Source organism: Cnuibacter physcomitrellae (assembly GCF_014640535.1).
Classification (GTDB): Bacteria; Actinomycetota; Actinomycetes; order Actinomycetales; family Microbacteriaceae; genus Cnuibacter; species Cnuibacter physcomitrellae.
The window spans coordinates 422240-448940 of record NZ_BMHD01000001.1 but is presented as its reverse complement, the minus strand read 5'-3'; the positions used below and the strand labels follow the sequence as shown (position 1 = coordinate 448940).

General features: G+C 68.7%; 23 protein-coding genes. 17 read left to right on the top strand and 6 right to left on the bottom strand.

All coding sequences use genetic code 11. The features are described 5' to 3' along the window. Positions 1–329: 329 nt before the first annotated feature. The 10 genes from uvrA (at position 330) to IEX69_RS02135 (ending at position 11829) form a co-directional block, all read left to right on the top strand. On the top strand, positions 330–3221 hold the full coding sequence (uvrA, locus tag IEX69_RS02180) for an excinuclease ABC subunit UvrA (protein WP_085019500.1): 2892 nt from the start codon (positions 330–332) through the stop codon (positions 3219–3221). Positions 3222–3224: 3 nt separating this feature from the next. Further along, on the top strand, positions 3225–5114 hold the full coding sequence (gene uvrC, locus IEX69_RS02175) for an excinuclease ABC subunit UvrC (protein ID WP_085019499.1): 1890 nt from the start codon (positions 3225–3227) through the stop codon (positions 5112–5114). 141 nt (positions 5115–5255) lie between these two features. After that, positions 5256–6131, top strand: coding sequence for an RNase adapter RapZ (rapZ, locus tag IEX69_RS02170; protein WP_085019498.1), 876 nt, complete (start codon positions 5256–5258; stop codon positions 6129–6131). A gap of 47 nt (positions 6132–6178) precedes the next feature. Next, positions 6179–7156 carry a DNA-binding protein WhiA gene (gene whiA, locus IEX69_RS02165; RefSeq protein ID WP_085019497.1) on the top strand — a complete coding sequence of 326 codons (978 nt, stop codon included), beginning with the start codon at positions 6179–6181 and terminating at the stop codon, positions 7154–7156. A 164-nt stretch (positions 7157–7320) separates the two neighbouring features. Then, positions 7321–7947 (top strand): superoxide dismutase, encoded by a 627-nt coding sequence (locus IEX69_RS02160; protein WP_085019496.1) that lies wholly within the window; start codon positions 7321–7323, stop codon positions 7945–7947. A 97-nt stretch (positions 7948–8044) separates the two neighbouring features. Further along, positions 8045–9052: a type I glyceraldehyde-3-phosphate dehydrogenase gene (gap, locus tag IEX69_RS02155; protein ID WP_085019495.1), complete on the top strand. Its 1008-nt coding sequence runs from the start codon at positions 8045–8047 to the stop codon at positions 9050–9052. Between the two features lie 13 nt (positions 9053–9065). Beyond that, positions 9066–10277 (top strand): phosphoglycerate kinase, encoded by a 1212-nt coding sequence (locus IEX69_RS02150; protein WP_085019494.1) that lies wholly within the window; start codon positions 9066–9068, stop codon positions 10275–10277. Beyond that, positions 10271–11059, top strand: a complete 789-nt coding sequence (gene tpiA / locus IEX69_RS02145) for a triose-phosphate isomerase (protein ID WP_085019493.1) — start codon at positions 10271–10273, stop codon at positions 11057–11059. Before IEX69_RS02150 ends, tpiA begins: the two co-directional genes overlap by 7 nt. A gap of 97 nt (positions 11060–11156) precedes the next feature. Next, positions 11157–11408, top strand: coding sequence for a preprotein translocase subunit SecG (gene secG / locus IEX69_RS02140; RefSeq protein WP_085019492.1), 252 nt, complete (start codon positions 11157–11159; stop codon positions 11406–11408). Positions 11409–11466: 58 nt separating this feature from the next. After that, on the top strand, positions 11467–11829 hold the full coding sequence (locus tag IEX69_RS02135) for an RNA polymerase-binding protein RbpA (RefSeq protein WP_085019491.1): 363 nt from the start codon (positions 11467–11469) through the stop codon (positions 11827–11829). Positions 11830–11989: 160 nt separating this feature from the next. On the opposite strand, the gene pgl is transcribed toward IEX69_RS02135, so the two are convergent. The 6 genes from pgl to tkt are packed head-to-tail and all read right to left on the bottom strand — an operon-like array spanning position 11990 to position 20155. Beyond that, positions 11990–12763: a 6-phosphogluconolactonase gene (gene pgl / locus IEX69_RS02130; RefSeq protein ID WP_085019490.1), complete on the bottom strand. Its 774-nt coding sequence runs from the start codon at positions 12761–12763 to the stop codon at positions 11990–11992. 10 nt (positions 12764–12773) lie between these two features. After that, complete coding sequence (locus tag IEX69_RS02125; RefSeq protein ID WP_085021434.1) at positions 12774–13745, bottom strand: glucose-6-phosphate dehydrogenase assembly protein OpcA; 972 nt, start codon at positions 13743–13745, stop codon at positions 12774–12776. Further along, positions 13742–15283, bottom strand: a complete 1542-nt coding sequence (gene zwf / locus IEX69_RS02120) for a glucose-6-phosphate dehydrogenase (protein WP_085019489.1) — start codon at positions 15281–15283, stop codon at positions 13742–13744. The genes IEX69_RS02125 and zwf overlap by 4 nt, the downstream gene beginning before the upstream one ends. Before the next feature lie 35 nt (positions 15284–15318). Continuing rightward, positions 15319–16920, bottom strand: a complete 1602-nt coding sequence (locus IEX69_RS02115; protein WP_085019488.1) for a phosphoglucose isomerase-related protein — start codon at positions 16918–16920, stop codon at positions 15319–15321. Beyond that, positions 16917–18029 (bottom strand): transaldolase, encoded by a 1113-nt coding sequence (gene tal / locus IEX69_RS02110; protein ID WP_085019487.1) that lies wholly within the window; start codon positions 18027–18029, stop codon positions 16917–16919. The genes IEX69_RS02115 and tal overlap by 4 nt, the downstream gene beginning before the upstream one ends. 32 nt (positions 18030–18061) lie before the next feature. After that, positions 18062–20155, bottom strand: coding sequence for a transketolase (gene tkt, locus IEX69_RS02105; RefSeq protein ID WP_085021433.1), 2094 nt, complete (start codon positions 20153–20155; stop codon positions 18062–18064). 318 nt (positions 20156–20473) lie between these two features. On the opposite strand from tkt, the gene IEX69_RS02100 reads away from it, so the two are divergent. The 7 genes from IEX69_RS02100 (at position 20474) to IEX69_RS02070 (ending at position 26625) form a co-directional block, all read left to right on the top strand. Further along, positions 20474–21403 carry a heme o synthase gene (locus tag IEX69_RS02100; protein ID WP_085021432.1) on the top strand — a complete coding sequence of 310 codons (930 nt, stop codon included), beginning with the start codon at positions 20474–20476 and terminating at the stop codon, positions 21401–21403. Next, positions 21403–22368, top strand: a complete 966-nt coding sequence (locus tag IEX69_RS02095; RefSeq protein ID WP_085019486.1) for a COX15/CtaA family protein — start codon at positions 21403–21405, stop codon at positions 22366–22368. Before IEX69_RS02100 ends, IEX69_RS02095 begins: the two co-directional genes overlap by 1 nt. A 192-nt stretch (positions 22369–22560) precedes the next feature. Next, positions 22561–23979 (top strand): Fe-S cluster assembly protein SufB, encoded by a 1419-nt coding sequence (gene sufB, locus IEX69_RS02090; RefSeq protein ID WP_085019485.1) that lies wholly within the window; start codon positions 22561–22563, stop codon positions 23977–23979. 2 nt (positions 23980–23981) lie between these two features. Continuing rightward, positions 23982–25199, top strand: a complete 1218-nt coding sequence (gene sufD / locus IEX69_RS02085; RefSeq protein WP_085019484.1) for a Fe-S cluster assembly protein SufD — start codon at positions 23982–23984, stop codon at positions 25197–25199. Then, positions 25196–25525, top strand: a complete 330-nt coding sequence (locus IEX69_RS02080) for a non-heme iron oxygenase ferredoxin subunit (RefSeq protein WP_085019483.1) — start codon at positions 25196–25198, stop codon at positions 25523–25525. The genes sufD and IEX69_RS02080 overlap by 4 nt, the downstream gene beginning before the upstream one ends. 1 nt (position 25526) lies before the next feature. Beyond that, entirely contained in the window at positions 25527–26291 is a 765-nt protein-coding gene (sufC, locus tag IEX69_RS02075; RefSeq protein WP_085019482.1) for a Fe-S cluster assembly ATPase SufC, read from the top strand. Between the two features lie 4 nt (positions 26292–26295). Beyond that, positions 26296–26625: a metal-sulfur cluster assembly factor gene (locus IEX69_RS02070; RefSeq protein ID WP_085019481.1), complete on the top strand. Its 330-nt coding sequence runs from the start codon at positions 26296–26298 to the stop codon at positions 26623–26625. Positions 26626–26701 lie beyond the last annotated feature (76 nt).

The following is a 26701-nucleotide window of genomic DNA, read 5'->3' as shown; positions in this document are numbered from 1 at the left end:
GGCGCTCGCCCGGAGCGATCAGTAGGGGATCGGAGTCGACGTCGAGCTTCACATCGGGGAGGTCGCCCGGATTCAGGAGCCGAAGCCGTTCTCAGGACGGATCGTCCTGAGAACGGTCGCTTCCGCCGTCGGATCCTGAGTCCGGCCGCCGCGTGGAGCCAACTCCGGATTCTCGAGGGGACACGCCGGGAGAAGTCCGGAGTCACCGCCGTCGGACGCGAATCTCCGGAGTTGGCCCCACCCATGGGCGACGCGCGGGACACCCCGCGGGAGGTGCGCCGGGGGCGAACGGCGGCGGCGGTGTCGGTGGTGGAACGTAGACTTTCGGGGTGTCGATTACGAGCGTGAACGCAGGCCAGAAGCTCACCGTCAGCGGTGCCCGGGTGCACAACCTCAAGGACGTCGACATCGAGATCCCGCGCGACTCGCTGGTCGTCTTCACGGGGCTGTCCGGGTCCGGGAAGTCGAGCCTGGCGTTCGACACGATCTTCGCCGAGGGGCAGCGTCGCTACGTCGAGAGCCTCTCCGCGTACGCGCGTCAGTTCCTCGGCCAGGTCGACCGGCCGGACGTCGACTTCATCGAGGGCCTGAGCCCGGCGGTGAGCATTGACCAGAAGTCCACGAACCGCAACCCGCGGTCCACGGTCGGCACGATCACCGAGATCTTCGACTACATGCGTCTGCTCTGGGCGCGCATCGGCATCCCGCACTGTCCCATCTGCGGTGAGCGCATCGCCGCCCAGACGGTGCAGCAGATCGCCGATCAGCTGATGGAGCTGCCGGAGCGCACCCGCTTCATGGTGCTGAGCCCGGTGGTGAGCCAGAAGAAGGGCGAGTTCGTCGACCTCTTCAAGGAGCTGTCCGGTCAGGGCTACTCGCGCGCCATCGTGGATGGCGAGATGATCCAGCTCACCGACGCGCCGAAGCTCAAGAAGCAGTACAAGCACGACATCTCGGTCGTCATCGACCGTCTGGTGGCCGGCCCCGACATCCTCACCCGCCTCACCGACTCGCTCGAGACGGCGCTGCGCCTCACCGACGGCATCGTGCAGGTCAACTACGTCGACGAGAACGGGCCGGAGGCGTGGCAGACCTTCTCCGAGAAGCTGAGCTGCCCCAACCAGCACCCGATCCAGCTCACCGAGATCGAGCCGCGCACCTTCTCGTTCAACGCGCCCTTCGGCGCCTGCCCCGAGTGCTCCGGGCTCGGCACGCGCATGTCGGTCGACCAGGACCTCCTCCTCGGCGACGAGGACCTCAGCATCCAGGACGGCGTCATCATCCCCTGGACCACCCAGGGCAAGGGCCTGTTCCAGTACTACGAGAAGCTGCTCGCCGGCCTCGCCCGCGACCTCGACTTCTCGCTCAAGACCCCGTGGAAGGACCTCACCCCGGAGGTGCGCGAGGCGATCCTCCGCGGCAACGACTTCGAGGTGAAGGTCCGCTGGAAGAACCGGTGGGGCCGCGAGATGAGCTACTCGTCGGGCTTCGAGGGCGTCATGCCCTACATCGAGCGTCAGTTCGCGCAGGCCGAGTCCGACTCCCAGCGCGCCCGCTGGGGCGAGTACCTCCGCGAGGTGCCGTGCCCGGTCTGCGACGGCAAGCGCCTCAAGCCCGAGGTCCTCGCGGTCACCGTCGCCGGCGCGAGCATCGCCGACGTCACGCAGTACTCGCTGACCGACGCCCAGGACTTCATGGCCGAGCTGACGCTGAACGACCGCGAGGCCATGATCGCGGCGCAGGTCCTCCGCGAGATCCGCGCCCGACTCGACTTCCTCATCGAGGTCGGTCTCGGCTACCTCGACCTGGCCCGCAGCGCCGGCAGTCTCTCCGGCGGCGAGGCGCAGCGCATCCGTCTGGCCACCCAGATCGGATCGGGCCTCACCGGCGTGCTCTACGTGCTCGACGAGCCGAGCATCGGCCTCCACCAGCGCGACAACCGTCGCCTCATCGACACGCTCGTCAAGCTCAAGAACCTCGGCAACACGCTGATCGTCGTCGAGCACGACGAGGACACCATCCGCACCGCCGACTGGATCGTCGACATCGGCCCCGGCGCGGGCGTCAACGGCGGCACGGTCGTGCACTCGGGCGGATACGAGGCGCTCCTCCGCAACACGAAGTCGCTCACCGGCGACTACCTCGCGGGTCGCCGCGAGATCGCCACCCCCACGAAGCGCCGCAAGATCGACAAGAAGCGCATGATCTCGGTCGTGGATGCGCAGGCCAACAACCTCAAGAGCGTCACGGCCGACTTCCCGCTCGGTGTGCTCACCGCGGTCACGGGCGTGAGCGGATCGGGCAAGTCCAGCCTCGTGAACGACATCCTCTACCGGGTGCTCGCCAACCGGCTGAACGGCGCCCGCAAGCTCCCGGGCAAGCACAAGCGCGTCACCGGCCTCGACCAGCTCGACAAGGTCGTGCACGTCGACCAGGCGCCCATCGGCCGCACCCCGCGGTCGAACCCGGCGACCTACACGGGCGTCTTCGACCGCATCCGCAACCTCTTCGCCGACACGGCCGAGGCGAAGGCGCGCGGCTACCTCGCCGGGCGGTTCAGCTTCAACGTCAAGGGCGGCCGCTGCGAGGCGTGCGCGGGCGACGGCACGATCAAGATCGAGATGAACTTCCTGCCCGACGTGTACGTCGCGTGCGAGGTCTGCGGCGGTGCGCGCTACAACCGCGACACCCTCGCGGTGCACTACAAGGGCAAGAACATCGCCGAGGTGCTCGACATGCCGATCAGCGAGGCCGCCGAGTTCTTCGAGCCGATCTCCGCGATCCACCGCTACCTCAAGACGCTCGTCGAGGTGGGCCTCGGCTACGTCCGCCTGGGGCAGAGCGCCACCACGCTCTCCGGTGGCGAGGCGCAGCGCGTGAAGCTCGCCACCGAGCTGCAGCGCCGCTCCAACGGCCGCAGCGTGTACGTGCTCGACGAGCCGACGACGGGCCTCCACTTCGAGGATGTGCGGAAGCTCCTGCAGGTGCTGGGCGGCCTCACCGACAAGGGCAACACGGTCATCGTCATCGAGCACAACCTCGACGTCATCAAGAGCGCCGACTGGATCATCGACATGGGCCCCGAGGGCGGCTCCGGCGGCGGCACGATCGTCGCCGTCGGCACCCCGGAGCAGGTCGCGAAGAACCCCGCGAGCCACACCGGGATGTTCCTCGACGAGATCCTGAACGGAGACCCGCAGCAGGCGAAGCGAGCATCCTGACCCATGGCAGACACCGTCCCGTACCGGCCGAAGGCGGGGGAGATCCCCACCCAGCCGGGTGTCTACCGGTTCAAGGATGCGCAGGGCAGGGTGCTCTACGTCGGCAAGGCGAAGAACCTGCGCGCGCGTCTGAGCAACTACTTCCAGCCGCTGCGGAACCTCCACGAGCGCACGCGCCGCATGGTGACCACCGCGTCGAGCGTGGAGTGGACGGTCGTCGGCACCGACATCGAGTCGCTGCAGCTGGAGTACACGTGGATCAAGGAGTTCAACCCTCCGTTCAACGTCAAGTTCCGCGACGACAAGACCTACCCGTTCATGGCGATCACCCTGGGCGACGAGGCGCCGCGGGTGATGGTGACACGCAACCGGCGCATCCCGGGGGCGAAGTACTTCGGGCCGTACCCGAAGATCTGGGCGGTCCGCGACACGATCGACCTCATGATCAAGGCGTTCCCCATCCGCACCTGCTCCGACTCGAGCTACAAGCAGGCCATGCAGTCGGGCCGGCCGTGCTTCCCCGGGCAGATCGGCCGATGCGGCGGGCCGTGCTCGGGCAGGGTCACGATCGAGGAGCACCGGGCGATCGTCGACGACTTCGTCTCGTTCATGAACGGGGGAGACCGGCGCTTCGTCACGCAGGCGACGAAGCGGATGAAGGATGCCGCCGAGCGCCAGGACTACGAGGCCGCGGCGAAGTACCGCGATCAGCTGCAGGCGCTGGAGGCCGTGCTCGAGAAGAGTGCGGTCGTGCTGCGCGAGGGCGTCGACGCCGACCTGTTCGCGGTCGAGCACGACGAGCTCGCGGCGAGCGTGCAGCAGTTCATCGTGCGGGGCGGCCGCATCCGCGGAGAGCGCGCGTGGACCGTCGACAAGGAGCTCGACCTCGACACCGGTGAGCTGGTCGACTCGATCCTGCAGGCGGCGTACGAGGGTCAGGATCCGCCTCGACGCATCCTCGTGCCCGCCCTCCCCGACGACGTCGACGAGCTCGAGTCGTGGCTGGCCGAGAGGCGGGGGCCGGGCCGCAAGGTGACGATCCAGACCCCGCAGCGCGGCGAGAAGGCCTCGCTCATGCAGACGGCGTCGATGAACGCGAAGAACAACCTCACGCTCTACAAGATGCGGCGGTCGTCCGACTTCGTGGCCCGGTCGCAGGCGCTCACCGACATCCAGGACGCCCTCGGCATGGACGAGGCTCCGCTGCGGATGGAGTGCTACGACGTCTCGCACCTGTCGGGGACCAACATCGTCGCCTCGATGGTCGTCTTCGAGGATGGTCTGCCCCGCAAGGACCAGTACCGTCGCTTCACGATCGCCGACTCCACCGACGACACCGAATCGCTGTACCAGGTGCTCACCAGGCGCCTCGCCTACCTCAAGGAGGACCGCGACGCGCCGCTCGAGCAGCCCGATCCCACGGCCGAGGGCGAGCAGCAGTCGCAGCGCCGACGGAAGTTCTCCTACCCACCGCAGCTGCTCATCGTCGATGGCGGCCAGCCTCAGGTCGCGGCGGCCAAGCGCGCGCTCGACGAGTCGGGGGTGGAGGGCATCACGCTCGCCGGCATCGCGAAGCGTCTGGAAGAAGTGTGGCTCGCCGACAGCGACTACCCGGTCATCCTCCCGAGGTCGAGCGAGGCGCTGTTCATGATCCAGCGCATCCGCGACGAGGCCCACCGGTTCGCCATCACCCACCAGCGCACGAGACGGAAGCGCGACATCACGAGCGTGCTCAGCGAGATCCCGGGGCTCGGCCCGTCGCGGGTGAAGGAGCTGCTGAAGCACTTCGGCTCGGTCACCGAGCTGAAGAAGGCGGATGCGGCGGCCATCGCCGAGGTGAAGGGGATCGGTCCGGCCCTCGCGTCCACGATCGAGACCACCCTCGCCGGGTAGGCCCACCCCCGCCGGCCAGAGCCCGCTCACCCAGTGGTGCCCAGCCACGCCGGGTAGGCTTAGCAGGACAGCACCCCGGCGCGGTGCCAGACCCGCCCGCGGCGGGCGCAGAACCGTCCGGGACCGAACGAGAATCGAGAGATGTCAGACGCCCCCCAGCAGCAGGAAGTCCTGATCGTCACGGGGATGTCGGGCGCGGGCCGGTCGACGGCGGCGAACGCCCTCGAGGACCTCGACTGGTACGTCGTCGACAACCTCCCGCCGCAGATGCTGCGGCCGCTCGTCGATCTGGCCGAGCACGCCGGCTCGACGCTGCCGCGCATCGCCGCCGTGGTGGACGTGCGCGGCCGCGACTTCTTCTCCGACCTGCAGGGCATGATCCAGTCGCTCCGCGAGGGCACCCAGCTGCGTGTGCTCTTCCTGGAGGCCACGGACGCCGCGCTGGTCCGCCGCTTCGAGGCGGTGCGTCGCCCGCATCCGCTGCAGGGCGACGGCACGCTCCTCGACGGGATCACCGCGGAGCGGGCGCGGCTGCGCCCCATCCGCGAGTCGAGCGACATCATCATCGACACCTCCGACCTCAACAACCACCAGCTCGCCACGGCGGTGCAGGAGCGGTTCCGGACCGCCTCCACCGCGGGCGTGCAGGTCACGGTCATGAGCTTCGGGTTCAAGTACGGCGCGCCGGCCGACGCCGACCTGATCGCCGACGGTCGCTTCCTGCCGAACCCGTTCTGGATCCCCGAGCTGCGACCGCACACCGGGCTCGACGACGATGTCAGCGAGTACGTCCTGGGGCAGAACGGCGCCCGGGAGTTCCTCGACCTCTACGCGCACGCGCTCGAGCCGGTGCTCGCGGGCTACCAGCGCGAGAACAAGCGGCACGCGACCGTCGCGATCGGATGCACGGGTGGCAAGCACCGCTCGGTGGCGCTCGTGCGGGAGCTGGCCGATCGGCTGGCGTCGTACCCTGGAGTGGTCGTCAGCGTGAAGCACCGCGATCTCGGGCGGGAGTGACCGGCGCTCCGCGCCGCCCCGCCAGCAACAGTTAGGAAGAACATCCCGTGGCCCTCACCGCCGAAGTCAAGGACGAGCTCGCCAAGGTCGTGGTCGGGAAGACCACCGTCCGAGCCGCCGAGCTCGCGACCGTCCTGCGATTCGCCGGGGGACTGCACATCATCTCGTCGCGCATCGCGATCGAGGCCGAGCTCGACACCCCCGACATCGCGCGCCGCGTCGTCCGGGACCTGGTCGAGCTCTACGGCGTGAAGGCCGACGTCTCGCGGCTCGCGCCGTCCGGGTCGCGTCGCGAGCCGTACTTCCTCGTGCGCGTGCTCGACGGCGGCGAGACGCTCGCCCGCCAGACCGGGCTCCTCGATGCGCGCCGTCGCCCGATCCGCGGCCTCCCCAACCGCCTCACGACCGGCGGCCGCGACGATCTCGCGGCCATCTGGCGTGGCGCGTTCCTCGCCACCGGCACCCTCACCGATCCCGGCCGGTCGGCCTCCCTCGAGGTGGCCGCGCCCGGCAACGAGGCCGCGATGGCGCTGGTCGGCGCCGCGGCCCGGCTCGGTGTACCCGCGAAGGCGCGCGAGGTCCGAGGAGTCCACCGCGTCGTCATCCGCGACGGTGAGGCGATCGCCGCCATGCTCACCGTCATGGGGGCGACCGAGACGGTGCGGGCGTGGGAGGAGATGCGTCAGCGCCGCGAGGTGCGGGCCACCGCGAACCGTCTCGTGAACTTCGACGACGCGAACCTCCGCCGGTCCGCGCAGGCCGCCGTGGCCGCCTGTGCGCGGGTCGAGCGGGCGATGGAGATCCTCGGGCCGGAGATCCCCGACCACCTCAAGTACGCCGGCGAGCTGCGCCTGTCGCACCGCAACGCGAGCCTCGACGAGCTGGGGCACTTCGCCGACCCGCCGATGACGAAGGACGCGATCGCCGGGCGCATCCGCCGTCTGCTGGCCATGGCCGACAAGCAGGCCGTCGACCGCGGCATCCCCGGCACCGACGCGAACCTCCCGCCCGACCTCGACGACTGAGCCTCGACGACTGGGCCTCGACGACTGAGCGCTCCCTGGCAGCGGGCTTCGCGAGACGTCATTCTTCGGTCCGGTCCCCGGCGCACCTCGATAGACTGTAGAGGTCACTCACAGCCGCCGTTCGGCTCTCGGTCGGCGGCCTCTACCACGAGGAGATCGATTTCATGGCTGAGTACACTCTGCCGGACCTGCCGTACGACTACGCGGCTCTCGAGCCGCACATCAGTGCGACGATCATGCAGCTCCACCACGACAAGCACCACCAGACGTACGTCACCGGTGCCAACACCGCCATCGCCCAGCTGGCCGAGGCTCGTGAGTCCGGCAACCTCGCCGCCGTGAACAAGCTCGAGAAGGACCTCGCGTTCAACCTCGGCGGTCACGTCAACCACTCGATCTTCTGGACGAACCTCTCGCCCGAGGGCGGCGACAAGCCGACCGGCGAGCTCGCGGCCGCGATCGACGACTCGTTCGGCTCGTTCGACAAGTTCAAGGACCACTTCACCGCCGTCGCGCTGGGCGTGCAGGGCTCCGGCTGGTCCGTCCTCGCGTGGGACGTCCTCGGTCAGCAGCTCACCGTGTTCCAGCTCTTCGACCAGCAGGGCAACGTGCCGTTCGGTCTCGTGCCGCTGCTCATGCTCGACGTCTGGGAGCACGCGTACTACCTCGACTACAAGAACGTGCGCGCCGACTACGTCAAGGCGTTCTGGAACATCGCGAACTGGGCCAACGTCCAGGCGCGCTTCGACGCCGCCCGTGAGAAGACCTCGGGCCTGCTGGTACTGTCGTAACGACGCCGGAGGGCGGGCCGTGCGCTCGCTCGGCTCGCCCTCTCTCCCTGGTCACCCACCACCTGCCCAGTCGGGCTGAAAAAACAGGAGCATCACGTTGTCCGTAAAGATCGGCATCAACGGGTTCGGCCGCATCGGTCGCAACTTCTTCCGCGCAGCACTCGCGAAGGGGAGTGACCTCGAGATCGTCGCGGTCAACGACCTGACCGACAACAAGGCACTCGCCCACCTCCTCAAGTACGACTCGATCACCGGCCGCCTCGACGCGACCGTGGAGCTCGACGGCGACAAGATCGTCGTCAACGGGAAGCCGATCATCGTGCTCGCCGAGCGCAACCCGTCCGACCTCCCCTGGGGCGAGCTGGGCGTCGACATCGTCATCGAGTCGACCGGCCGCTTCACCAAGTCGGAGGATGCGCGCAAGCACATCGAGGCCGGCGCGAAGAAGGTCATCGTGTCCGCCCCCGCCACCGGCAGCGACGTCGCGACCCTGGTGCTCGGCGTCAACGAGGGCACCTACGACCCGGCGACCCACGACATCATCTCGAACGCGTCCTGCACCACGAACTGCCTCGCCCCGCTGGCGAAGGTCCTCCTCGACAACTTCGGCATCGAGCGCGGTCTCATGACCACGGTCCACGCCTACACCGCCGACCAGAACCTGCAGGACGGCCCGCACAGCGACCTCCGCCGTGCCCGTGCCGCCGCGCTCAACATCATCCCCACCTCGACCGGTGCGGCGAAGGCCCTCGGCCTCGTCATCCCCGAGCTCGTGGGCAAGCTCGACGGCTACGCCCTGCGCGTGCCGGTGCCGACCGGTTCGATCACCGACCTCACGGTCGAGCTCACCAACCCCGCCACGGTCGAGGAGATCAACGAGGCGTACAAGAACGCCGCGGAGGGCGACCTCAAGGGCATCCTCAGCTACACCGAGGACCCGATCGTCTCGAGCGACATCGTCTCCGACCCGCACTCGTCGATCTTCGACGCGGGCCTGACCAAGGTGATCGGCAACCAGGTGAAGGTCGCCTCGTGGTACGACAACGAGTGGGGCTACTCGAACCGTCTCGTCGACATCACCGAGTACGTCGCCGAGCGTCTCTGATCCTCGTCGCCTCGTGACTCTGCGCACCCTCGATTCGCTCGGATCGCTGGCGGGCAAGCGGGTCGTCGTCCGGTGTGACCTCAACGTCCCTGTGAAGGACGGAGCGATCACCGACGACGGCCGCGCCCGCGCATCCGTACCGACCCTGTCCGCCCTGCTCGAGCAGGGCGCCCGTGTCGTCGTGATCAGCCACCTCGGCCGGCCCGACGGCGCTCCCGACGCGAAGTACACCCTCGAGCCGGTCGCGACGCGCCTGGGCGAGCTGCTCGATCGGGAGGTCGCGTTCGCGACCGACACGGTCGGCTCCTCGGCCGAGGAGACCGTCGCCGCCCTCGGCGACGGCGAGATCGCCGCCCTCGAGAACCTCCGGTTCAACGCGGGCGAGACCAGCAAGGACGCAGGGGAGCGGAAGGCGTTCGCCGAGAAGCTCGCCGCGTTCGGCGACGCGTTCGTCTCCGACGGGTTCGGCGTCGTGCACCGCAAGCAGGCGAGCGTCTACGAGCTCGCCGAGCTCCTGCCGAGCGCCGCGGGCCTCCTGATCGCCGAGGAGCTCGGCGTCCTGGAGCGCCTCACGGAGAGCCCCGAGCGGCCCTACACGGTGGTGCTGGGCGGCTCGAAGGTCTCCGACAAGCTCGGCGTCATCGGGCACCTGCTGCCGCGCGTCGACACCCTCCTGATCGGCGGGGGTATGCTCTTCACCTTCCTCGCCGCGAAGGGCTACCCAGTCGGCTCGAGCCTGCTCGAGAAGGACCAGATCGACACGGTCACCGGGTACATGGCCAAGGCGGAGGAGCTGGGCGTGAAGCTCGTGCTCCCCACCGACGTCGTGGTCGCCTCGAAGTTCGGTGCGGATGCGGAGACCGCCGTCACCGCGGCCGACGCCATCGAGGACACGCCGTTCGGCGCATCCGGACTCGGGCTCGACATCGGACCCGACACCGCGCAGGCATTCGCCGAGGCCATCGCCGGGTCGAAGACGGTGTTCTGGAACGGGCCCATGGGCGTGTTCGAGCTGGAGCCGTTCGCGGCCGGCACCCGCGCCGTGGCACAGGCGCTCACCGAGGTCGACGGCCTGTCGGTCGTCGGTGGGGGAGACTCCGCCGCCGCCGTCCGTGCACTCGGCTTCTCGGACGATCAGTTCGGCCACATCTCGACCGGAGGCGGTGCCAGTCTCGAGTTCCTCGAGGGCAAGCGTCTCCCCGGACTGGAGGTACTCGGATGGTGAGCACCCGTACCCCGCTGATCGCGGGCAACTGGAAGATGAACCTCGACCACCTGCAGGCGATCGCCTTCGTGCAGAAGCTCGCCTGGACCCTGGGCGACGCCAAGCACGACTTCGGCGACGTCGAGGTCGCGGTCTTCCCGCCCTTCACCGACCTGCGGAGCGTCCAGACGCTCATCGCGGCCGACAAGCTCGAGCTCGCCTACGGCGGGCAGGACGTCTCGGCCCATGAGTCCGGCGCGTACACCGGCGAGATCTCGGCGTCCTTCCTCAAGGCCCTCGACACCGGCTACGTGATCATCGGGCACTCGGAGCGTCGCCAGTACCACGCCGAGTCCGACGAGATCGTCGCGGCCAAGGTGAAGGCCGCCGTTGGCAAGGGGATCGTCCCGATCATCTGCGTCGGCGAGACCAGCGACGACCTCGAGAAGCACGGCGCCAGTGCGGTTCCCGTCGCCCAGCTCCGGGCCGCGCTCGAGGGCCTGCCGAAGGGCACCGACGTGGTCGTGGCCTACGAGCCGGTCTGGGCGATCGGCTCCGGGCAGGCGGCGACCGCCGAGCAGGCGGAGCAGGTCTGCGCCGCGCTGCGCGAGGTGGTCAAGGAGTCGCTCGGCGACGACGCGGCCGCGGCCACGCGCATCCTCTACGGCGGATCGGTGAAGTCGGGCAACATCGCCGGCTTCATGCGCGAGCCCAACGTCGACGGCGCGCTCGTCGGCGGGGCGAGCCTCGACGTCGACGAGTTCGCCGCGATCGTCCGCTACAAGAAGCACGTCGGGGTCTGACACCCGGCGAACGGGTTCGGGTTTCCCCGCGGCCGCGGGTTATACTGTTTCGGCTGCGGGGGCCCGTGCCCTCCTCTGCTCTCGAAAGGCCTCTTCTGTGGAAATACTCCAGGTCGTCCTCCAGGTGGTCCTCGCCATCACGAGCCTCCTGCTGACCCTGCTGATCCTCCTGCACAAGGGCCGCGGTGGTGGGCTGTCCGACATGTTCGGCGGCGGCATCACCTCGAACCTGGGCGCATCCGGTGTCGCTGAGCGAAACCTCAACCGCATCACGATCGTCCTCGCGCTGGTCTGGGTCGCGTGCATCGTCGTGCTCGGCCTGATCACGAAGTTCTCGGCCGGCATCTGAGCGTGACCGCACGACCTGAGCTCGCTCCGAGCTCGTTCTCGAAGGATTAGGGGATCCCATGGCTTCTGGTGGCAGTGCAATCCGCGGCTCGCGCGTCGGCGCGGGGCCGATGGGCGAGCAGGACCGCGGCTATCACGCCGAGCGTGTCGCCGTCTCGTACTGGGACGCTCTCGGCAACGAGACGGTCCGATACTTCGCGGCCAACGTGCCCGACGAGGAGATCCCCGAGACGATCGACTGCCCGGCCTCGGGCCTCCCGGCCGGCCGCGACAAGGCGAACCCGCCGTCGGTGGCCAAGCTCGAGCCCTACAAGACCCACCTCGCGTACGTGAAGGAGCGCCGCTCGCCCGAGGAGGCCGAGCAGCTCCTCGACGACGCTCTCCAGCAGCTCCGTGCCCGCCGCGGCACGGTCGCCAGCTGATCCAGCTTCGCTGAAACCCGAAGGGCCAGTCACACAACGGCGTGTGGCTGGCCCTTCGGCGTTCCCGGCGAGTCTCATCGTCGCTTCGACACCGGAAAGCGGAAAGCCCCGCTCAGGGAGCGGGGCTTTCGCGGATTCGGTGTCGAAGCGACACGAGAACTCAGTACGACGGCGCGATGAGGTTCTCGGGGACCTCGGCGGCGGCCTCGCGGTCGACGAAGAAGACCGTGCGACGACGGCCCTCGGCGCCCGCCACGGGGACCTCGTCGACGCTCGCGCCGGCCAGGGCCAGGCCGATCGCGGAGGCCTTGTCGGAACCGGCCAGCACCATCCACACCCGATCGGCCGACTGGATGACCGGGAGCGTCAGCGAGAGGCGCTCCGGCGGCGGCTTGGGGGAGTTGCGGACCGGCACGACCGTCGCATCCTTGATGCGGATCTCGGGGTGTCCGGGGAAGAGCGAGGCGATGTGCCCGTCGGGTCCGACGCCCAGGAACAGGATGTCGAACCGCGGATGCGTGGCGCCCTCCGGCGCCGCGGCAGCCAGCTCGTCGGAGTACGCCACGGCGGCCTCGTCGAGCGAGGCGATCTCGTCGGAGGACGGGAACGGGTGCACCTTCGCCGGGTCGACCGGCACATGATCGAGCAGCGCGTCGAAGGCCTGTTGATCGTTGCGATCCGGGTCGCCCTTGGGGACGAACCGCTCGTCACCCCACCAGAAGTGGATGCGGCCCCAGTCGATCGTGTCGGAGGCGGCGGAGGTGCGGATCTCGGTGAGGACCGCACCTCCCATGCCGCCGCCGGTGAGGACGACGTGCGCTTCGTCGTGCTCATCGAGGATGTCGATGATCTTCGTGATGAAGCGCGCAGCGACCGAACCGGCCAGGGCCTCCTTGTCGGGGTGGACCAGTACGCGGCGGTCGTTCGTCGTCATTGTCGCTCTCTCAGCTCGCGTCGCTGTCGACGCTCGTGTCGGTCTCGAGCATCTCCACGAGGCCCTGGGTGATCACTTCACCGTAGAGCACATCGGGGTCGAGTCGACGCAACTCCTCCGCGAGGCAGTCACGCAGGTTCCTGCGCGGAAGCGCGAGGGTGTGCGTGGGCTGGTTCGGCTCGGAGAGCGTGGCGACGTTCGGGATGTCGCGTACGAGCTCGATGGGGCCGCTGGCGCGCGTGAGGATCACGCCGTGGATCCCGCTCGAGCCGTTCGCCCGCGACCGCAGTCCGTACTTCACCGGCACCTTGAGCTGGTGACGGAGCCAGGCCGCGAGCAGGAGCGTCGACGGTGAATCGGAAGCGCCCGACACCTCGATGTCGGTCACCGGCTCGTAGGGCGGCTGGTCGAGCGCCGCGGCGAGCTGCGCACGCCACAGCGTGAGCCGCGTCCACGCGAAGTCGGTGTCGCCGGGGGAGTAGGAGCGCGACCGCGCCAGCAGGGACTCGACGGGGTTCGACTCGCTGGACGAGTCGGTGATGCGTCGCGTCGCGATGCGACCGAGGCTCGAGGCGGAGACGTCCTCCGGCGCGTGCATGGGCCACCACACGACCACCGGGGCGTCGGGCAGCAGGAGACCGGTGACGAGGCTCTCCTCGTCGCTCGCGACGGCTCCGTAGGCGCGGAGGAGGATGACCTCGCTCGCGCCCGCGTCGCCGCCGACGCGAATCTGGGCGTCGAGCCGCGCACCGCGACCGGTGCGACCGTTCTCGCCGGGCTCGGTCGAGAGCACGATGACGCGCATCGGGTGCTCGCGCGACGCGTCGTTGGCGGCCTCGATGGCGACCTCCTCCTCGCCCTGCGCCGTCACGATGATGAGGGTCAGCACGCGGCCGAGGGCCACGGCGCCGCCCTCCTCACGGATCTTGACCAGCGACTTCGAGATCTTGCTGGTGGTGGTGTCGGGAAGATCGACGATCACGGCCGCCTCCAGGTCCGGCCGTCGCGGGCGAGCAGGGCGTCGGCGGATGCCGGGCCCCACGTGCCGGGACGGTACTGCTCAGGCTGGCCGAGGGTCGACCAGTACTCTTCGATCGGGTCGAGGATCATCCACGACAGCTCCACCTCGCGCTGACGCGGGAAGAGCGGCGGGTCTCCGAGGAGCACGTCGAGGATGAGTCGCTCGTAGGCCTCGGGGCTGGCCTCGGTGAAGGCGTGCCCGTATCCGAAGTCCATCGTCACGTCGCGCACCTGCATGCCCGCTCCCGGCACCTTGGAGCCGAACCGGATCGTGACGCCCTCATCGGGCTGCACACGGATCACCAGCGCGTTCTGGCCGAGCTCGGCCGTCTGGCTCTCGGCGAAGAGGTATTGCGGGGCGCGCTTGAACACCACGGCGATCTCCGTCACCCGTCGGCCGAGACGCTTGCCCGCGCGAAGGTAGAACGGGACGCCGGCCCAGCGGCGCGTGCCGATGTCGAGACGGACCGCGGCGTAGGTCTCCGTGGTGGACTCCGGGTTCATCCCGTCCTCCTCCAGGAAGCCGAGCACCTTCTCGCCGCCCTGCCAGCCGCCCGAGTACTGCCCGCGCGCCGTGATGGTCGAGAGGTCGTCGGGCAGCTTCACCGCGGCGAGGACCTTCTCCTTCTCGGCGCGGAGGTCGGCCGCGTCGAACGAGATCGGCTCCTCCATCGCGGTCAGCGCCAGGAGCTGCAGCAGATGATTCTGAATGACGTCGCGCGCCGCGCCGATGCCGTCGTAGTAGCCGGCACGGCCGCCGACGCCGATGTCCTCCGCCATGGTGATCTGCACGTGATCGACGTAGTTCGCGTTCCAGATGGGCTCGTAGAGCTGGTTCGCGAAGCGGAGCGCCAGGATGTTCTGGACCGTCTCCTTGCCGAGGTAGTGGTCGATGCGGAACACCGAGTCGGGCGGGAAGACGCTCTCGACGACGTCGTTCAGCTCGCGGGCGGTCTTGAGGTCGCTACCGAAGGGCTTCTCGATGACGACGCGACGCCAGTAGCCGTCCTTCTGCTCCGCGAGCCCGGTGCGACGCAGCTGCTCGGTGACGAGCGGGAACGCCTTCGGCGGGATCGAGAGGTAGAAGGCGTAGTTGCCGTTCGTCCCGCGGTCGCGGTCGAGCTCCTCGATGGTCTGGCCGAGCTGCTCGAACGCAGCGTCGTCGCCGAACTCACCGGAGACGAACCGGATGCCCTCGGAGAGCTGACGCCACACGTCCTCGTCGAACGGGGTGCGGGCGTGATCGCGCACGGAGTCGTGCACGACGCGCTCGAAGTCCTGGTCCTCCCAGTCGCGGCGTGCGAACCCGATCAGGGAGAACCCCGGCGGGAGCAGGCCGCGACTGGCGAGGTCGTAGACCGCGGGCATGAGCTTCTTGCGGGAGAGGTCGCCGGTGACCCCGAAGATGACCAGACCGCTGGGACCGGCGATGCGGTTCAGCCTGCGATCGATGGGAAGCCGGAGTGGATTGGACTCCGGCGTGATGTCGACGGGGGGCATGCGAGATCTCCTTGCTTCAGCTCTCGTGCTGTCGGTCAGCGGACGACGTTCAGGAGCGCCTCGACCGCACCGCTGTCGGTGAGGTTGAGTCGCAGCACCGGGCGGCCGTGCTCGTGGAGCACGTTCGCGTCGCCGGCGGCCTGAGCCTGGATCAGCTGACCGTAGGTGAACGGGCGGTCGGGGATCTCGAGGTCCTCGCGCGGAACGCTCGTGATCTGGAGGAACACGCCGATGGCGGGCCCGCCCTTGTGGTACTGGCCGGTGGAGTGGAGGAAGCGGGGCCCCCATCCGAACGTCACCGGGCGCTTCGAGGTGGCCGCGAGAGCGTCGCGGGTCTCGGCCAGCTGGGGCAGCTCGAGACGGTCGACGTAGGCCTGCACGGCGATGTACCCGTCGGCGGGCACCAGCTCGATGAGACGGGCGATGGCACCGTCGAGCGTGGTGACGCCCTCGAGCACCTCGTCGGTGCCGCGCACCTCGATGCCGTCGGCGACGAACGCCGGGGCGACGGGCTCAGGACGCTGGTCGAGGAGACCGCGAGCGGCCGCCTTCGCCGACTCCACGTCGGGCTGGTCGAACGGGTTGATGCCGATCAGGCGACCGGCCACCGCCACCGCGTACTCCCACGTGAGCATCATGGCGCCGAGAGAGCCGCTGATGAGGATCTCGCCCGGGTGCTGCTCGCGCAGGTGGTGGTGGTTCGCGTCGTCGACCAGGCGGACGATCTGCACGTCGGGCAGGTTCTCCGTGAGCTCGGGGGAGTGCGTGTCGAGCACGACCGGCAGGATGCCCTTGCCGTCCTTGCCGGTGGACTCCGCGATGAGCTGCTCGGCCCAGTCGGCGAAGCCCTTGATGTGGGTGCCGTCGGACACGATGCCGAGCTTGTCGCGGAACGGGGAGGTGCCGCCGATGGCCGCGCCGAGGATGAGACCGAAGTTCTCGTCGTCGTCGGCAGACAGGTTGAGCTGGATGGCCTCGGCCTCGTCCAGCAGCTCGTCGATGTCGACGCCGGCGAGGCCGGACGGCACGAGTCCGAAGGCGGTGAGCGCCGAGTAGCGTCCACCGACGTTCGGGTCGGCGTTGAACACCGTGTACCCGGCCTCCCGAGCGGAGGCCTCGAGCGGCGAACCCGGGTCGGTCACGACCACGATGCGCTCGGCGGGGTCGATCCCGGCCTCGCGGAACGCGTGCTCGTAGGTGCGGCGCTGGCTGTCGGTCTCCAGCGTCGAGCCCGACTTCGACGACACCACGAGGGCGCTGGTCTCGAGCCGGTCGGAGACCGCCGCGCGGACCTGGTCCGGGTCGGTCGAGTCGAGGATGGTCAGCTCGACGCCGGCCGTGTTCGTGATGACCTCGGGAGCCAGGGACGATCCGCCCATGCCCGCGAGCACGAAGTGGTTCACACCCTTGGCCAGGAGCTGCTCGCGCAGCTCGTGGATGCGGGGGACCAGCGGACGCGAGACGGCGACCGCCTCGGTCCAGCCCAGACGCTTCGACGCCTCGGACTCGGCCTCGGGGCCCCAGAGGGCCGGGTCGAGCCCGGTGATGCCCGACGCGACCAGGTCGCGGACGAGCTGGGGGACGTGGGTCTCGACGGCCGTCTTGGCGTCGCCGGAGACGTGGATCGCGATGGTCACTTCGCCGCCTCCAGCTGCCCGGTGATCGCCTCGAGGAGCTCGTTCCACGACACGACGAACTTCTCGACGCCCTCGCGCTCGAGCTGCTCGGTGACGTCGGCGTACGACACTCCCTGCGCGGCCACCGCGTCGAGGACCTTGTTGGCCTCGAGGTAGGTGCCGGAGATGGTGTCGCCCTTGATCTCGCCGTGGTCGAAGGTGGCGTCGAGCGTCTTCTCCGGCATGGTGTTGACCACCTCGGGAGCGGCCAGCTCGACGACGTAGAACGTGTCGGGGATCGACGGGTCCTTCACGCCGGTGGACGCCCAGAGCGGACGCTGCTTGTTCGCGCCGGCGTCGAGGAGGTACTGGGCGCGCTCGGTAGTGAACGCCTGCTCGTAGACCTCGTAGGCGAGACGGGCGTTGGCCACGCCGGCCTTGCCCTTGAGCGCGGCGGCCTCGTCGGTGCCCACCGCATCCAGCCGCTTGTCGATCTCGGTGTCGACGCGCGACACGAAGAAGGAGGCGACCGAGTGGATCTTCGACAGGTCGTGACCCGCCTCCTTGGCCTTCTCGAGCCCGGTGAGGTAGGCGTTGATCACGTCGCGGTAGCGCTCGAGCGAGAAGATCAGGGTCACGTTGACGCTGATGCCCGCCGCGATGGTCTCGGTGATGGCCGCGAGGCCCTCGATGGTGGCCGGGATCTTGATGAGCACGTTCTCGCGGGCGACGCGGTCGTGCAGCTGCTTGGCCTGCGCGATCGTGCCCTCGGTGTCGTGCGCGAGACCCGGCTCGACCTCGATCGACACACGGCCGTCGAAGCCCTTCGACGACTCGTAGATCGGCAGGAACAGGTCGCAGGCGTTCGCGACGTCGTCCGTGGTGATCTCGAAGACGGCGCCGGTCGCGTCCTTGCCCGCCTTGGCGAGCTCGGCGACCTGTGCGTCGTACGCGTTGCCCTTGGACAGGGCGCCCGCGAAGATCGTCGGGTTCGTGGTCACGCCGACCACGTTCTTCTCGTCGATCAGCTTCTGCAGGCCGCCCGAGGTGATGCGGTCGCGGGACAGGTCGTCCAGCCAGATGCTGACGCCGACCTTCGACAGCTCGGCGGTGGGGGTGTTCTCCGTCATGGTCTACTCCTCTTGATTCGTCTTCGGCCGGCCTAGAGGGAGGCCAGGGAGGTCTTGGCGGCCTCGAGGGCCGCCTCGGTGGTGATGCCGAACTCGCGGAACAGCGTCTTGTAGTCGGCGGAGGCGCCGAAGTGCTCGATCGACACCGCGCGCCCGTGGTCGCCGATGTACTTGCGCCAGCCGAGCTCGAGTCCGGCCTCGATCGAGACGCGGGCCTTGACGGAGGCGGGGAGCACGTGCTCCTTGTACTCCGCGGGCTGCTCCTCGAACCACTCCAGGCACGGCACCGAGACGACGCGGGCGTTCACGCCCTCCTTCGCCAGCTCCTGGCGGGCCTCGACCGCGATCTGCACCTCGGATCCGGTGGCGAGGAAGATCACGTCCGGCGTTCCGTTCGGCGCCTCGGCGAGGATGTACGCCCCCTTCGAGACGTTCGAGGCGCTGGCGAAGGTGTCGCCCGATGCCTCGCCCTCGCCGCGCGGGAAGACGGGGATGTTCTGGCGGGTCAGCGCGATGCCGGCCGGGTCGCGGTGACGACGCAGCAGCTCGAGCCAGGCGTAGGCGACCTCGTTGGCGTCGCCGGGGCGGACCACCTCGAGGTTCGGGATGGCGCGGAGCGCCCAGAGCTGCTCGATCGGCTGGTGCGTCGGGCCGTCCTCGCCGAGCGCGACGGAGTCGTGCGTCCAGACGAAGATCGACGGCACGCGCATGAGGGCGGCCAGACGGACGGCGGGACGCATGTAGTCGCTGAAGATGAGGAAGGTGCCGCCGTAGGGGCGGGTCTTCCCGTGCAGCGTGATGCCGTTGATGATCGAGCCCATGGCGTGCTCGCGGATGCCGAAGTGCAGCACGCGGCCGTACTCGTTGCCGGTCCACTCGTGGGTGGAGTGCTCGCTGGGCACGAACGACGCCGCCGACTCGATGGTGGTGTTGTTCGACTCGGCGAGGTCGGCCGAGCCGCCCCACAGCTCCGGGAGCTTCTCGGCGAGGGCGTTGAGCACCTTGCCGGAGGCCGAACGAGTGGAGGAGTCCTTCCCCGCCTCGAACACCGGGAGCGCGCTCTCGATGTCGTCGGGCAGCTCACCGGCCTCGAGACGGTCGAACAGGGCCTTCTTCTCGGGCTTGGCCGCGGCCCAGGCGTCGAAGCCCTTCTGCCACTCGGCCTTGAGCTCGGAGCCGCGGGCGATGGCGCCGCGGGTGTGCTCGATGACGTCCTCGGCGACGACGAACGACTGCTCGGGGTCGAAGCCGACGACCTCCTTGAGGCCCTTCAGCTCGTCACCGCCCAGCGCCGAGCCGTGGATCTTGCCGGTGTTCTGCTTCTTCGGGCTCGGCCAGCCGATGATCGTCTTGAGGATGATGAGCGACGGCTTGCTGGTCTCGGCCTTCGCGGCCTCGATCGCCTCGTAGAGCGCCTGGACGTCCTCGACGTACTGGCCGGTCTTCTTCCAGTCGACGACCTGCACGTGCCAGTGGTACGCCTCGTAGCGAGCGCGGACGTCCTCGGTGAAGGCGATGTTGGTGTCGTCCTCGATCGAGATCTGGTTGGAGTCGTAGATGGCGATGAGGTTGCCCAGCTGCTGGTGGCCGGCGAGCGAGGAGGCCTCGCTCGTCACACCCTCCTGCATGTCGCCGTCGCCGCAGATGACGTAGGTGTGGTGGTCGAACGGGCTGGTGCCGGGCTCGGCGTTCGGGTCGAACAGGCCGCGCTCGTAGCGCTGCGCGTAGGCGAAGCCGACCGAGGACGCCAGGCCCTGGCCGAGCGGACCGGTCGTGATCTCGACGCCCTTGGTGTGGCCGTACTCCGGGTGCCCCGGCGTGAGGGAGCCCCAGGTGCGGAGCGCCTTGAGGTCGTCGAGCTCGAGGCCGTAGCCGGCGAGGTAGAGCTGCACGTACTGGGTGAGCGAGGAGTGGCCCACCGAGAGGATGAAGCGGTCGGCGCCGATCCACGTCGGGTCGGCCGGATCCTTCCGCATGACCTTCTGGAAGAGGAGGTAGGCGGCGGGAGCGAGACTGATCGCGGTACCCGGATGCCCGTTCCCGACCTTCTCCACGGCGTCCGCCGCGAGGATCTTGGCCGTCGTTACTGCCTTGTCGTCAATGGAGTCCCATTGCAGTGCTGCCACGAGTTCGTGCACCCTTCTGCGTCGCGGCCGGCAACGTGCGGGCCGCATCCTTGTCTACACAGCGAGACGATCCCGTCGAGGGCGAGGCCACTGCCTCCTGGGCCCCCGACGCGAAGCACGTGGGCTCACGAATCACCACGCCTGTGTCGCTGCTGACAAGTATATGGACGCATAACGTGCGGACTGCGTGAACATTCCCACAATGGCGGGGGATTGACTGCCCTCTCAGGGACACCCTCGAGATCCGGTCGGACCGGAGCACGTGTATACATCCCATAGACTGGGTTCCCGGGGACGATGAAGGACGGGATGAGGTCGATGGACGTAGCGGCACCCAGCCGGGTGGAGCGTCCCCCCGTCCGACCCGTCGACAAGGTCAAGGCCTACTTCGAGCTGACGAAGCCGCGGGTCATCGAGCTCCTGCTCGTGACGACCGTCCCGGTCATGATCCTCGCCCAGCGCGGGATCCCCGACCTGTGGCTGATCCTCTGGACGCTCGTCGGCGGCGCGCTCAGCGCGGGCAGCGCCGGCGCGTTCAACTGCTACATCGACCGCGACATCGATCGCGTCATGAACCGCACGTCGAAGCGCCCCCTCGTCACGGGAGTGCTCAGCGACCGCGAGGCGCTCGTCTTCGCCTGGACCATCGGCGTGCTGTCGATCGTGGTCCTCGGCGTGTTCGTCAACCTGCTCAGCGCTGCGCTCTCGCTCGGCGCGATGCTCATCTACGTCTTCGTCTACACGCTCTGGCTGAAGCGCCGCACGCCTCAGAACATCGTGTGGGGCGGTACCGCGGGCTGCATGCCCGTGCTCATCGGCTGGGCGGCCGTCACCGACTCGCTGTCGTGGGAGGCGCTGATCCTCTTCGGCGTGATCTTCCTCTGGACGCCGCCGCACTACTGGCCGCTGTCGATGAAGTACCGCGTCGACTACAAGGCCGCCGGGGTCCCGATGCTCGCGGTCGTGCGCGGCCGTGTGGTCGTGGGCCTCCAGATCATCCTGTACGCCTGGGCGATGGTGGCCTGCTCGCTGCTGCTGATCCCGGTGGGGCACATGGGCCTCATCTACAGCGCGACGGCGATCATCGCGGGCGCCTGGTTCCTCTACGAGTCGCACCGCCTCTACAATCGGTCGATCCGCGACCTCGAGGTGAAGCCGATGCGCGTCTTCCACGGGTCGATCACCTACCTCACCCTGCTCTTCCTCGCGGTCGCCATCGACCCGCTCGTGCCCTTCCTGCAGTTCTGATGACGACCCCCTTCGGCTGGCTCGCCGCGCGCGTCACGCTCGGCCCCCGTGCGCTCCGCTGGGGCACGACGGCGTCGCTGCTCGTGAGCATCCTGATCATCGTCACCGGTGGTGTGGTGCGCGTCACCGGATCCGGCCTCGGCTGCCCCACCTGGCCCGCCTGCGACACCGGCTCCCTGGCCACGACGCCCGAGCTCGGCATCCACGGCGTCATCGAGTTCACGAACCGTGCTCTGACGGGGGTGCTGATCCTCGCCGTGGGCTGGGCGATCGTGGCGGCACGGCTGCAGAAGCCGCGCGACCGCAGCATGACCCGGCTCGCCTGGTCGCAGTTCTGGCTCGTCATCGCGAACGCGATCGTCGGCGGCATCTCCGTGCTGGTCGAGCTCAACCCCTACGTCGTCGCGTTCCACTTCATCATGGCGACCGCCCTGCTGACCACGACCACGCTCACCTGGCACCGGGCGCATCGCGGCCAGTCGGCCGCCGTGCGCTTCCCCCGGCCGATCGGCTCCCTGTCCTGGATCCTCGTGGCCGTGACCGCCGTCCTCATCATCGTCGGGACCACGGTGACCGGATCCGGGCCTCACTCCGGCGACTCCGCCGACGTGCCCAGGATGGCGTTCGTCTGGGAGCAGGTGACGATCGTCCACGGCGTCCTCGGCGTGGCCACCCTGGTGCTCGGCATCGCGGTGCTCGTGCTGTGCCTCCGGGTGCCCGACGCCCAGCTGGCGGTGCGCCGGTCGGCGACGTTCGTCGCGATCGTGGTGCTCCAGGCGGGGCTCGGACTGGCGCAGTCGCTGCTCGGACTGCCCGAGTGGATGGTCGTGCTGCATCTCCTGGGGTCCGCCCTGGTCTGGGTGGGCGCGCTGCGCGTGCTGCTCGACACGCATCCGACCCTGTTCGCGCCGACGTCGCCGAGCGGGTCCCCGCTCCCTGAGACCCGGGTCACGGTTTCGCGCTGAGCGTCCGCTCGCCCCGCTTTCCCCTGTAGAATCATGGGGTTCTTCCAGGCCGTCTTGGCCAGGAGGACGATCGCCACCGATACCCGAATCGGCGCGGAAACCTCCGCAGACCCTGGGTTCGGCGGGCCTTCCCCGGCACGATGGAATGACCGACGCCTGCCGGCGGTTGAAGGCCAAGGAAGGGAGTCACTCATGTCAGACGTGCTCATCGACCGACCGGAGCTCGAGAACCTCGGGGTGTACGAGTTCGGCTGGTCGGACCCCGACGCCGCAGGTGCGGCGGCTGAACGTGGACTCTCCGAACAGGTCGTCACGCGCATCTCGAAGCTCAAGAACGAGCCCGAGTGGATGCTCAAGAACCGCCTGAAGGCGATGAGCATCTTCGAGCGGAAGCCGATGCCCACCTGGGGCGCCGACCTCTCGGGCATCGACTTCGACAACATCAAGTACTTCGTCCGCTCCACCGAGAAGCAGGCGACCTCGTGGGAGGACCTGCCCGAGGACATCAAGAACACCTACGAGAAGCTCGGCATCCCGGAGGCGGAGCGCCAGCGCCTCGTCGCCGGCGTCGCCGCCCAGTACGAGTCCGAGGTGGTGTACCACCAGATCCGCGAGGACCTCGAGGCCCAGGGCGTCATCTTCATGGACACCGACACCGCTCTCCGCGAGCACCCGGAGTTCTTCGAGGAGTACTTCGGCAGCGTGATCCCGTCGGGCGACAACAAGTTCGCCGCGCTGAACACCGCCGTGTGGTCGGGCGGCTCGTTCGTCTACGTGCCGAAGGGCGTGCACGTCGAGATCCCGCTGCAGGCCTACTTCCGGATCAACACCGAGAACATGGGCCAGTTCGAGCGCACGCTGATCATCGCCGACGAGGATAGCTACGTCCACTACATCGAGGGCTGCACCGCCCCGATCTACAAGAGCGACTCGCTGCACTCGGCCGTGGTCGAGATCATCGTGAAGAAGAACGCCCGCGTGCGCTACACCACGATCCAGAACTGGTCGAACAACGTCTACAACCTCGTCACCAAGCGCGCGATCGCGCACGAGGGCGCGACGATGGAGTGGATCGACGGCAACATCGGCTCGAAGGTCACGATGAAGTACCCGTCGATCTACCTGGCGGGCGAGCACGCCAAGGGCGAGACGCTCTCCGTCGCGTTCGCCGGTCCTGGCCAGCACCAGGACGCCGGCGCGAAGATGATCCACATGGCGCCGTACACCCAGTCGTCGATCGTCTCGAAGTCGATCGCCCGGGGCGGTGGCCGTGCCGGCTACCGCGGTGAGGTCCGCGTCGACGCCAAGGCGCACCACTCTGCGAACACCGTCCGCTGCGACGCGCTCCTCGTCGACACGATCTCCCGGTCCGACACGTATCCGGCCATCGACATCCGCGTCGACGACGTCCAGCTCGGTCACGAGGCCACCGTCTCGAAGGTCTCCGAGGAGCAGCTCTTCTACCTGATGAGCCGTGGCATGCCGGAGGACGAGGCCATGGCCATGATCGTCCGCGGCTTCATCGAGCCCATCGCCCGCGAGCTGCCCATGGAGTACGCGCTCGAGCTCAACAAGCTCATCGAGATGGGCATGGAAGGATCCGTCGGCTGACCATGGCTGAGGCAACACCCGCTACCCCCGCCCAGCACGGCGCTCAGGCGCACTCCGACGGAGGCTGGGCCCTGGTCCCCGTCCAGACGCGCTCCGAGCGCTTCACGTCGACCTCGGTCGACGACTTCGGAGCGGTCTCGGGCCTCGAGTTCGAGTGGAAGTTCGCGCCCGTCGCGCGCTTCTCGCAGCTGCTGTCGGGCACGCTCGACGGTTCCGAGCTCTCGGAGCAGATCACCAGCGAGCTCGCCGACGGCGTGACGCTGTCCTGGATCGACCGCGACGACGCCGCGATCGGCGGGGCAGGGGTCCCCGAGGAGCGCGCCTCGGCCAACGCCTGGTCGTCGTTCTCCCGTGCCCTGCACATCCGCGTGTCCGGGTCCGTCTCCGGCGACTCCGTCGTCCGGGTCTCCGGGCTGGGCACCGAGGCACGGGCGGCGCACACCGTCATCACCGCCGAGCCGCAGTCGTCCGGGATCGTGATCCTCGAGCACACCGGCGAGGCGAACCTCAGCGAGAACGTCGAGATCGTCGTCGGCGACGGCGCGAACCTCACCGTCGTGACCGTGCAGGAGTGGGACGACTCGGCGGTGCACCTCGCCAGCCACTTCGCTCGCATCGGCCGCGACGCCAGGCTGAAGCACGCGATCGTGTCGCTCGGCGGGGGCGTCGTGCGGGTCAACCCGTCGCTCCAGCTCGTCGAGCAGGGCGGGTCGGTCGAGTCGCTCGGCCTCTACTTCGCCGATGGCGGTCAGTACATCGAGCAGCGCCCCTACGTGAACCACGTCGCCGCCGACACCCGCAGCCGCGTCACCTTCAAGGGTGCGCTGCACGGCGCCGGCGCCCACACCGTGTGGGTCGGCGACGTTCTCATCGGCCCGCACGCCGACGGCACCGACTCGTACGAGCAGAACCGCAACCTCGTGCTCTCCGACGGCACCCGTGCCGACAGCATCCCGAACCTCGAGATCGAGACCGGGAACATCCAGGGTGCGGGGCACGCGTCGTCCACCGGTCGGTTCGACGACGAGCAGCTGTTCTACCTGCAGTCGCGCGGCATCTCCGAGGAGGAGGCGCGCCGTCTGGTCGTGCAGGGCTTCCTCGCCGAGATCGTGCAGCAGCTGGGCTCCGAGGCGCTCGAGCTGCGGCTGACCGCGGCCATCGAGCACGAGCTCGCCGCGATCCGCGCCGAGTCCGCCACTGCAGCGGAGAGTGCCGAGTGAGCGCCGAGAAGGTCTGCTCGCTCGACGACGTCCCCGTGAACCAGGCGCTGCGCGTCGTCGTCGGCGGCGCACCCATCGCGCTCGTGAAGGACAGCGCGGGGCAGTGCCACGCCATCGGCGACACCTGCACGCACGGCGACATCTCGCTCGCCGAGGGCTTCGTCGAGGACGACACCCTCGAATGCTGGGCCCACGGCTCCAAGTTCTCGCTCGAGACCGGCGTGCCGCTCACGCTGCCGGCCTACGAGCCCGTCCCCGTCTACGAGATCTCCATCGTCGACGGCGACGTCTACATCGACCCGACCAAGACGAAGGTGATCAACTGACATGTCCACTCTGAAGATCGAAGACCTGCACGTCAGCGTCGAGACCGACCAGGGGACCAAGCAGATCCTCCGCGGTGTCGACCTGACCGTGGGCGAGGGCGAGACCCACGCCATCATGGGCCCCAACGGCTCCGGCAAGTCGACGCTCGCCTACGCCATCGCGGGTCACCCGAAGTACCACGTCGAGTCCGGCTCCGTCACCCTCGACGGTCAGGAGCTGCTCGACATGAGCGTCGACGAGCGCGCTCGCGCGGGCCTCTTCCTCGCCATGCAGTACCCGGTCGAGATCCCTGGGGTGTCCAACGCGAACTTCCTCCGCACCGCCAAGACCGCGATCGACGGCCAGGCGCCGGCGATGCGTCCCTGGCTCAAGGAGGTCGACGCCGCGATGACCGGGCTCCGGATGGACAAGTCCTTCCGGGAGCGCAACGTCAACGAGGGCTTCTCCGGCGGCGAGAAGAAGCGCAACGAGATCCTGCAGCTCGAGCTCCTCAAGCCCAAGTTCGCGGTGCTCGACGAGACCGACTCCGGTCTCGACGTCGATGCGCTCAAGATCGTCTCCGAGGGCGTCAACCGCGCCAAGGAGAACACCGGCGCGGGCGTCCTGCTCATCACGCACTACAACCGCATCCTGCGCTACGTGAAGCCCGACTTCGTCCACGTGTTCGTGGCCGGCCGCGTCGCCGAGCAGGGTGGGCCGGAGCTCGCCGTCCAGCTCGAGAACGAGGGCTACGATCGCTTCCTCGCGGGCTCGAACGTAGGCTGACGTCATGGTCACCACACTCGAGCCCGCCCTCTTCGACAAGGTCGAAGAGGCCCTGAAGGATGTGATGGACCCGGAGCTCGGCGTCAACGTCGTCGACCTCGGGCTCATCTACGACCTGGGTTGGGATGACGAGCTCGACGCTCTCGTCATCAGCATGACCCTCACCTCGGCCGGCTGCCCGCTCACCGACGTGCTGGAGGAGCAGACCGGCGAGGCCCTCGACGGCATCGTCGAGCGCTTCCGCATCAACTGGGTGTGGATGCCGCCGTGGGGCCCCGACCGCATCACCGACGACGGCCGCGACATGATGCGCGCCCTCGGCTTCGCCATCTGAGGCCGAACGTCGGTCGCTTCGACACCGAATACAGGCAAGCCCCGCGAATATCGCGGGGCTTGCCGTGTTTCGGTGT

Excerpts from the sequence above, each read along its gene's own strand:
- uvrC (WP_085019499.1), top strand. The coding sequence starts at position 3,225 with ATGGCAGACACCGTCCCGTACCGGCCGAAGGCGGGGGAGATCCCCACC.
- rapZ (WP_085019498.1), top strand. The coding sequence starts at position 5,256 with ATGTCAGACGCCCCCCAGCAGCAGGAAGTCCTGATCGTCACGGGGATG.
- IEX69_RS02160 (WP_085019496.1), top strand. The coding sequence starts at position 7,321 with ATGGCTGAGTACACTCTGCCGGACCTGCCGTACGACTACGCGGCTCTC.
- tpiA (WP_085019493.1), top strand. The coding sequence starts at position 10,271 with ATGGTGAGCACCCGTACCCCGCTGATCGCGGGCAACTGGAAGATGAAC.
- IEX69_RS02135 (WP_085019491.1), top strand. The coding sequence starts at position 11,467 with ATGGCTTCTGGTGGCAGTGCAATCCGCGGCTCGCGCGTCGGCGCGGGG.
- pgl (WP_085019490.1), bottom strand. The coding sequence starts at position 12,763 with ATGACGACGAACGACCGCCGCGTACTGGTCCACCCCGACAAGGAGGCC.
- zwf (WP_085019489.1), bottom strand. The coding sequence starts at position 15,283 with ATGCCCCCCGTCGACATCACGCCGGAGTCCAATCCACTCCGGCTTCCC.
- tal (WP_085019487.1), bottom strand. The coding sequence starts at position 18,029 with ATGACGGAGAACACCCCCACCGCCGAGCTGTCGAAGGTCGGCGTCAGC.
- IEX69_RS02100 (WP_085021432.1), top strand. The coding sequence starts at position 20,474 with ATGGACGTAGCGGCACCCAGCCGGGTGGAGCGTCCCCCCGTCCGACCC.
- IEX69_RS02095 (WP_085019486.1), top strand. The coding sequence starts at position 21,403 with ATGACGACCCCCTTCGGCTGGCTCGCCGCGCGCGTCACGCTCGGCCCC.
- sufB (WP_085019485.1), top strand. The coding sequence starts at position 22,561 with ATGTCAGACGTGCTCATCGACCGACCGGAGCTCGAGAACCTCGGGGTG.
- sufD (WP_085019484.1), top strand. The coding sequence starts at position 23,982 with ATGGCTGAGGCAACACCCGCTACCCCCGCCCAGCACGGCGCTCAGGCG.
- sufC (WP_085019482.1), top strand. The coding sequence starts at position 25,527 with ATGTCCACTCTGAAGATCGAAGACCTGCACGTCAGCGTCGAGACCGAC.
- IEX69_RS02070 (WP_085019481.1), top strand. The coding sequence starts at position 26,296 with ATGGTCACCACACTCGAGCCCGCCCTCTTCGACAAGGTCGAAGAGGCC.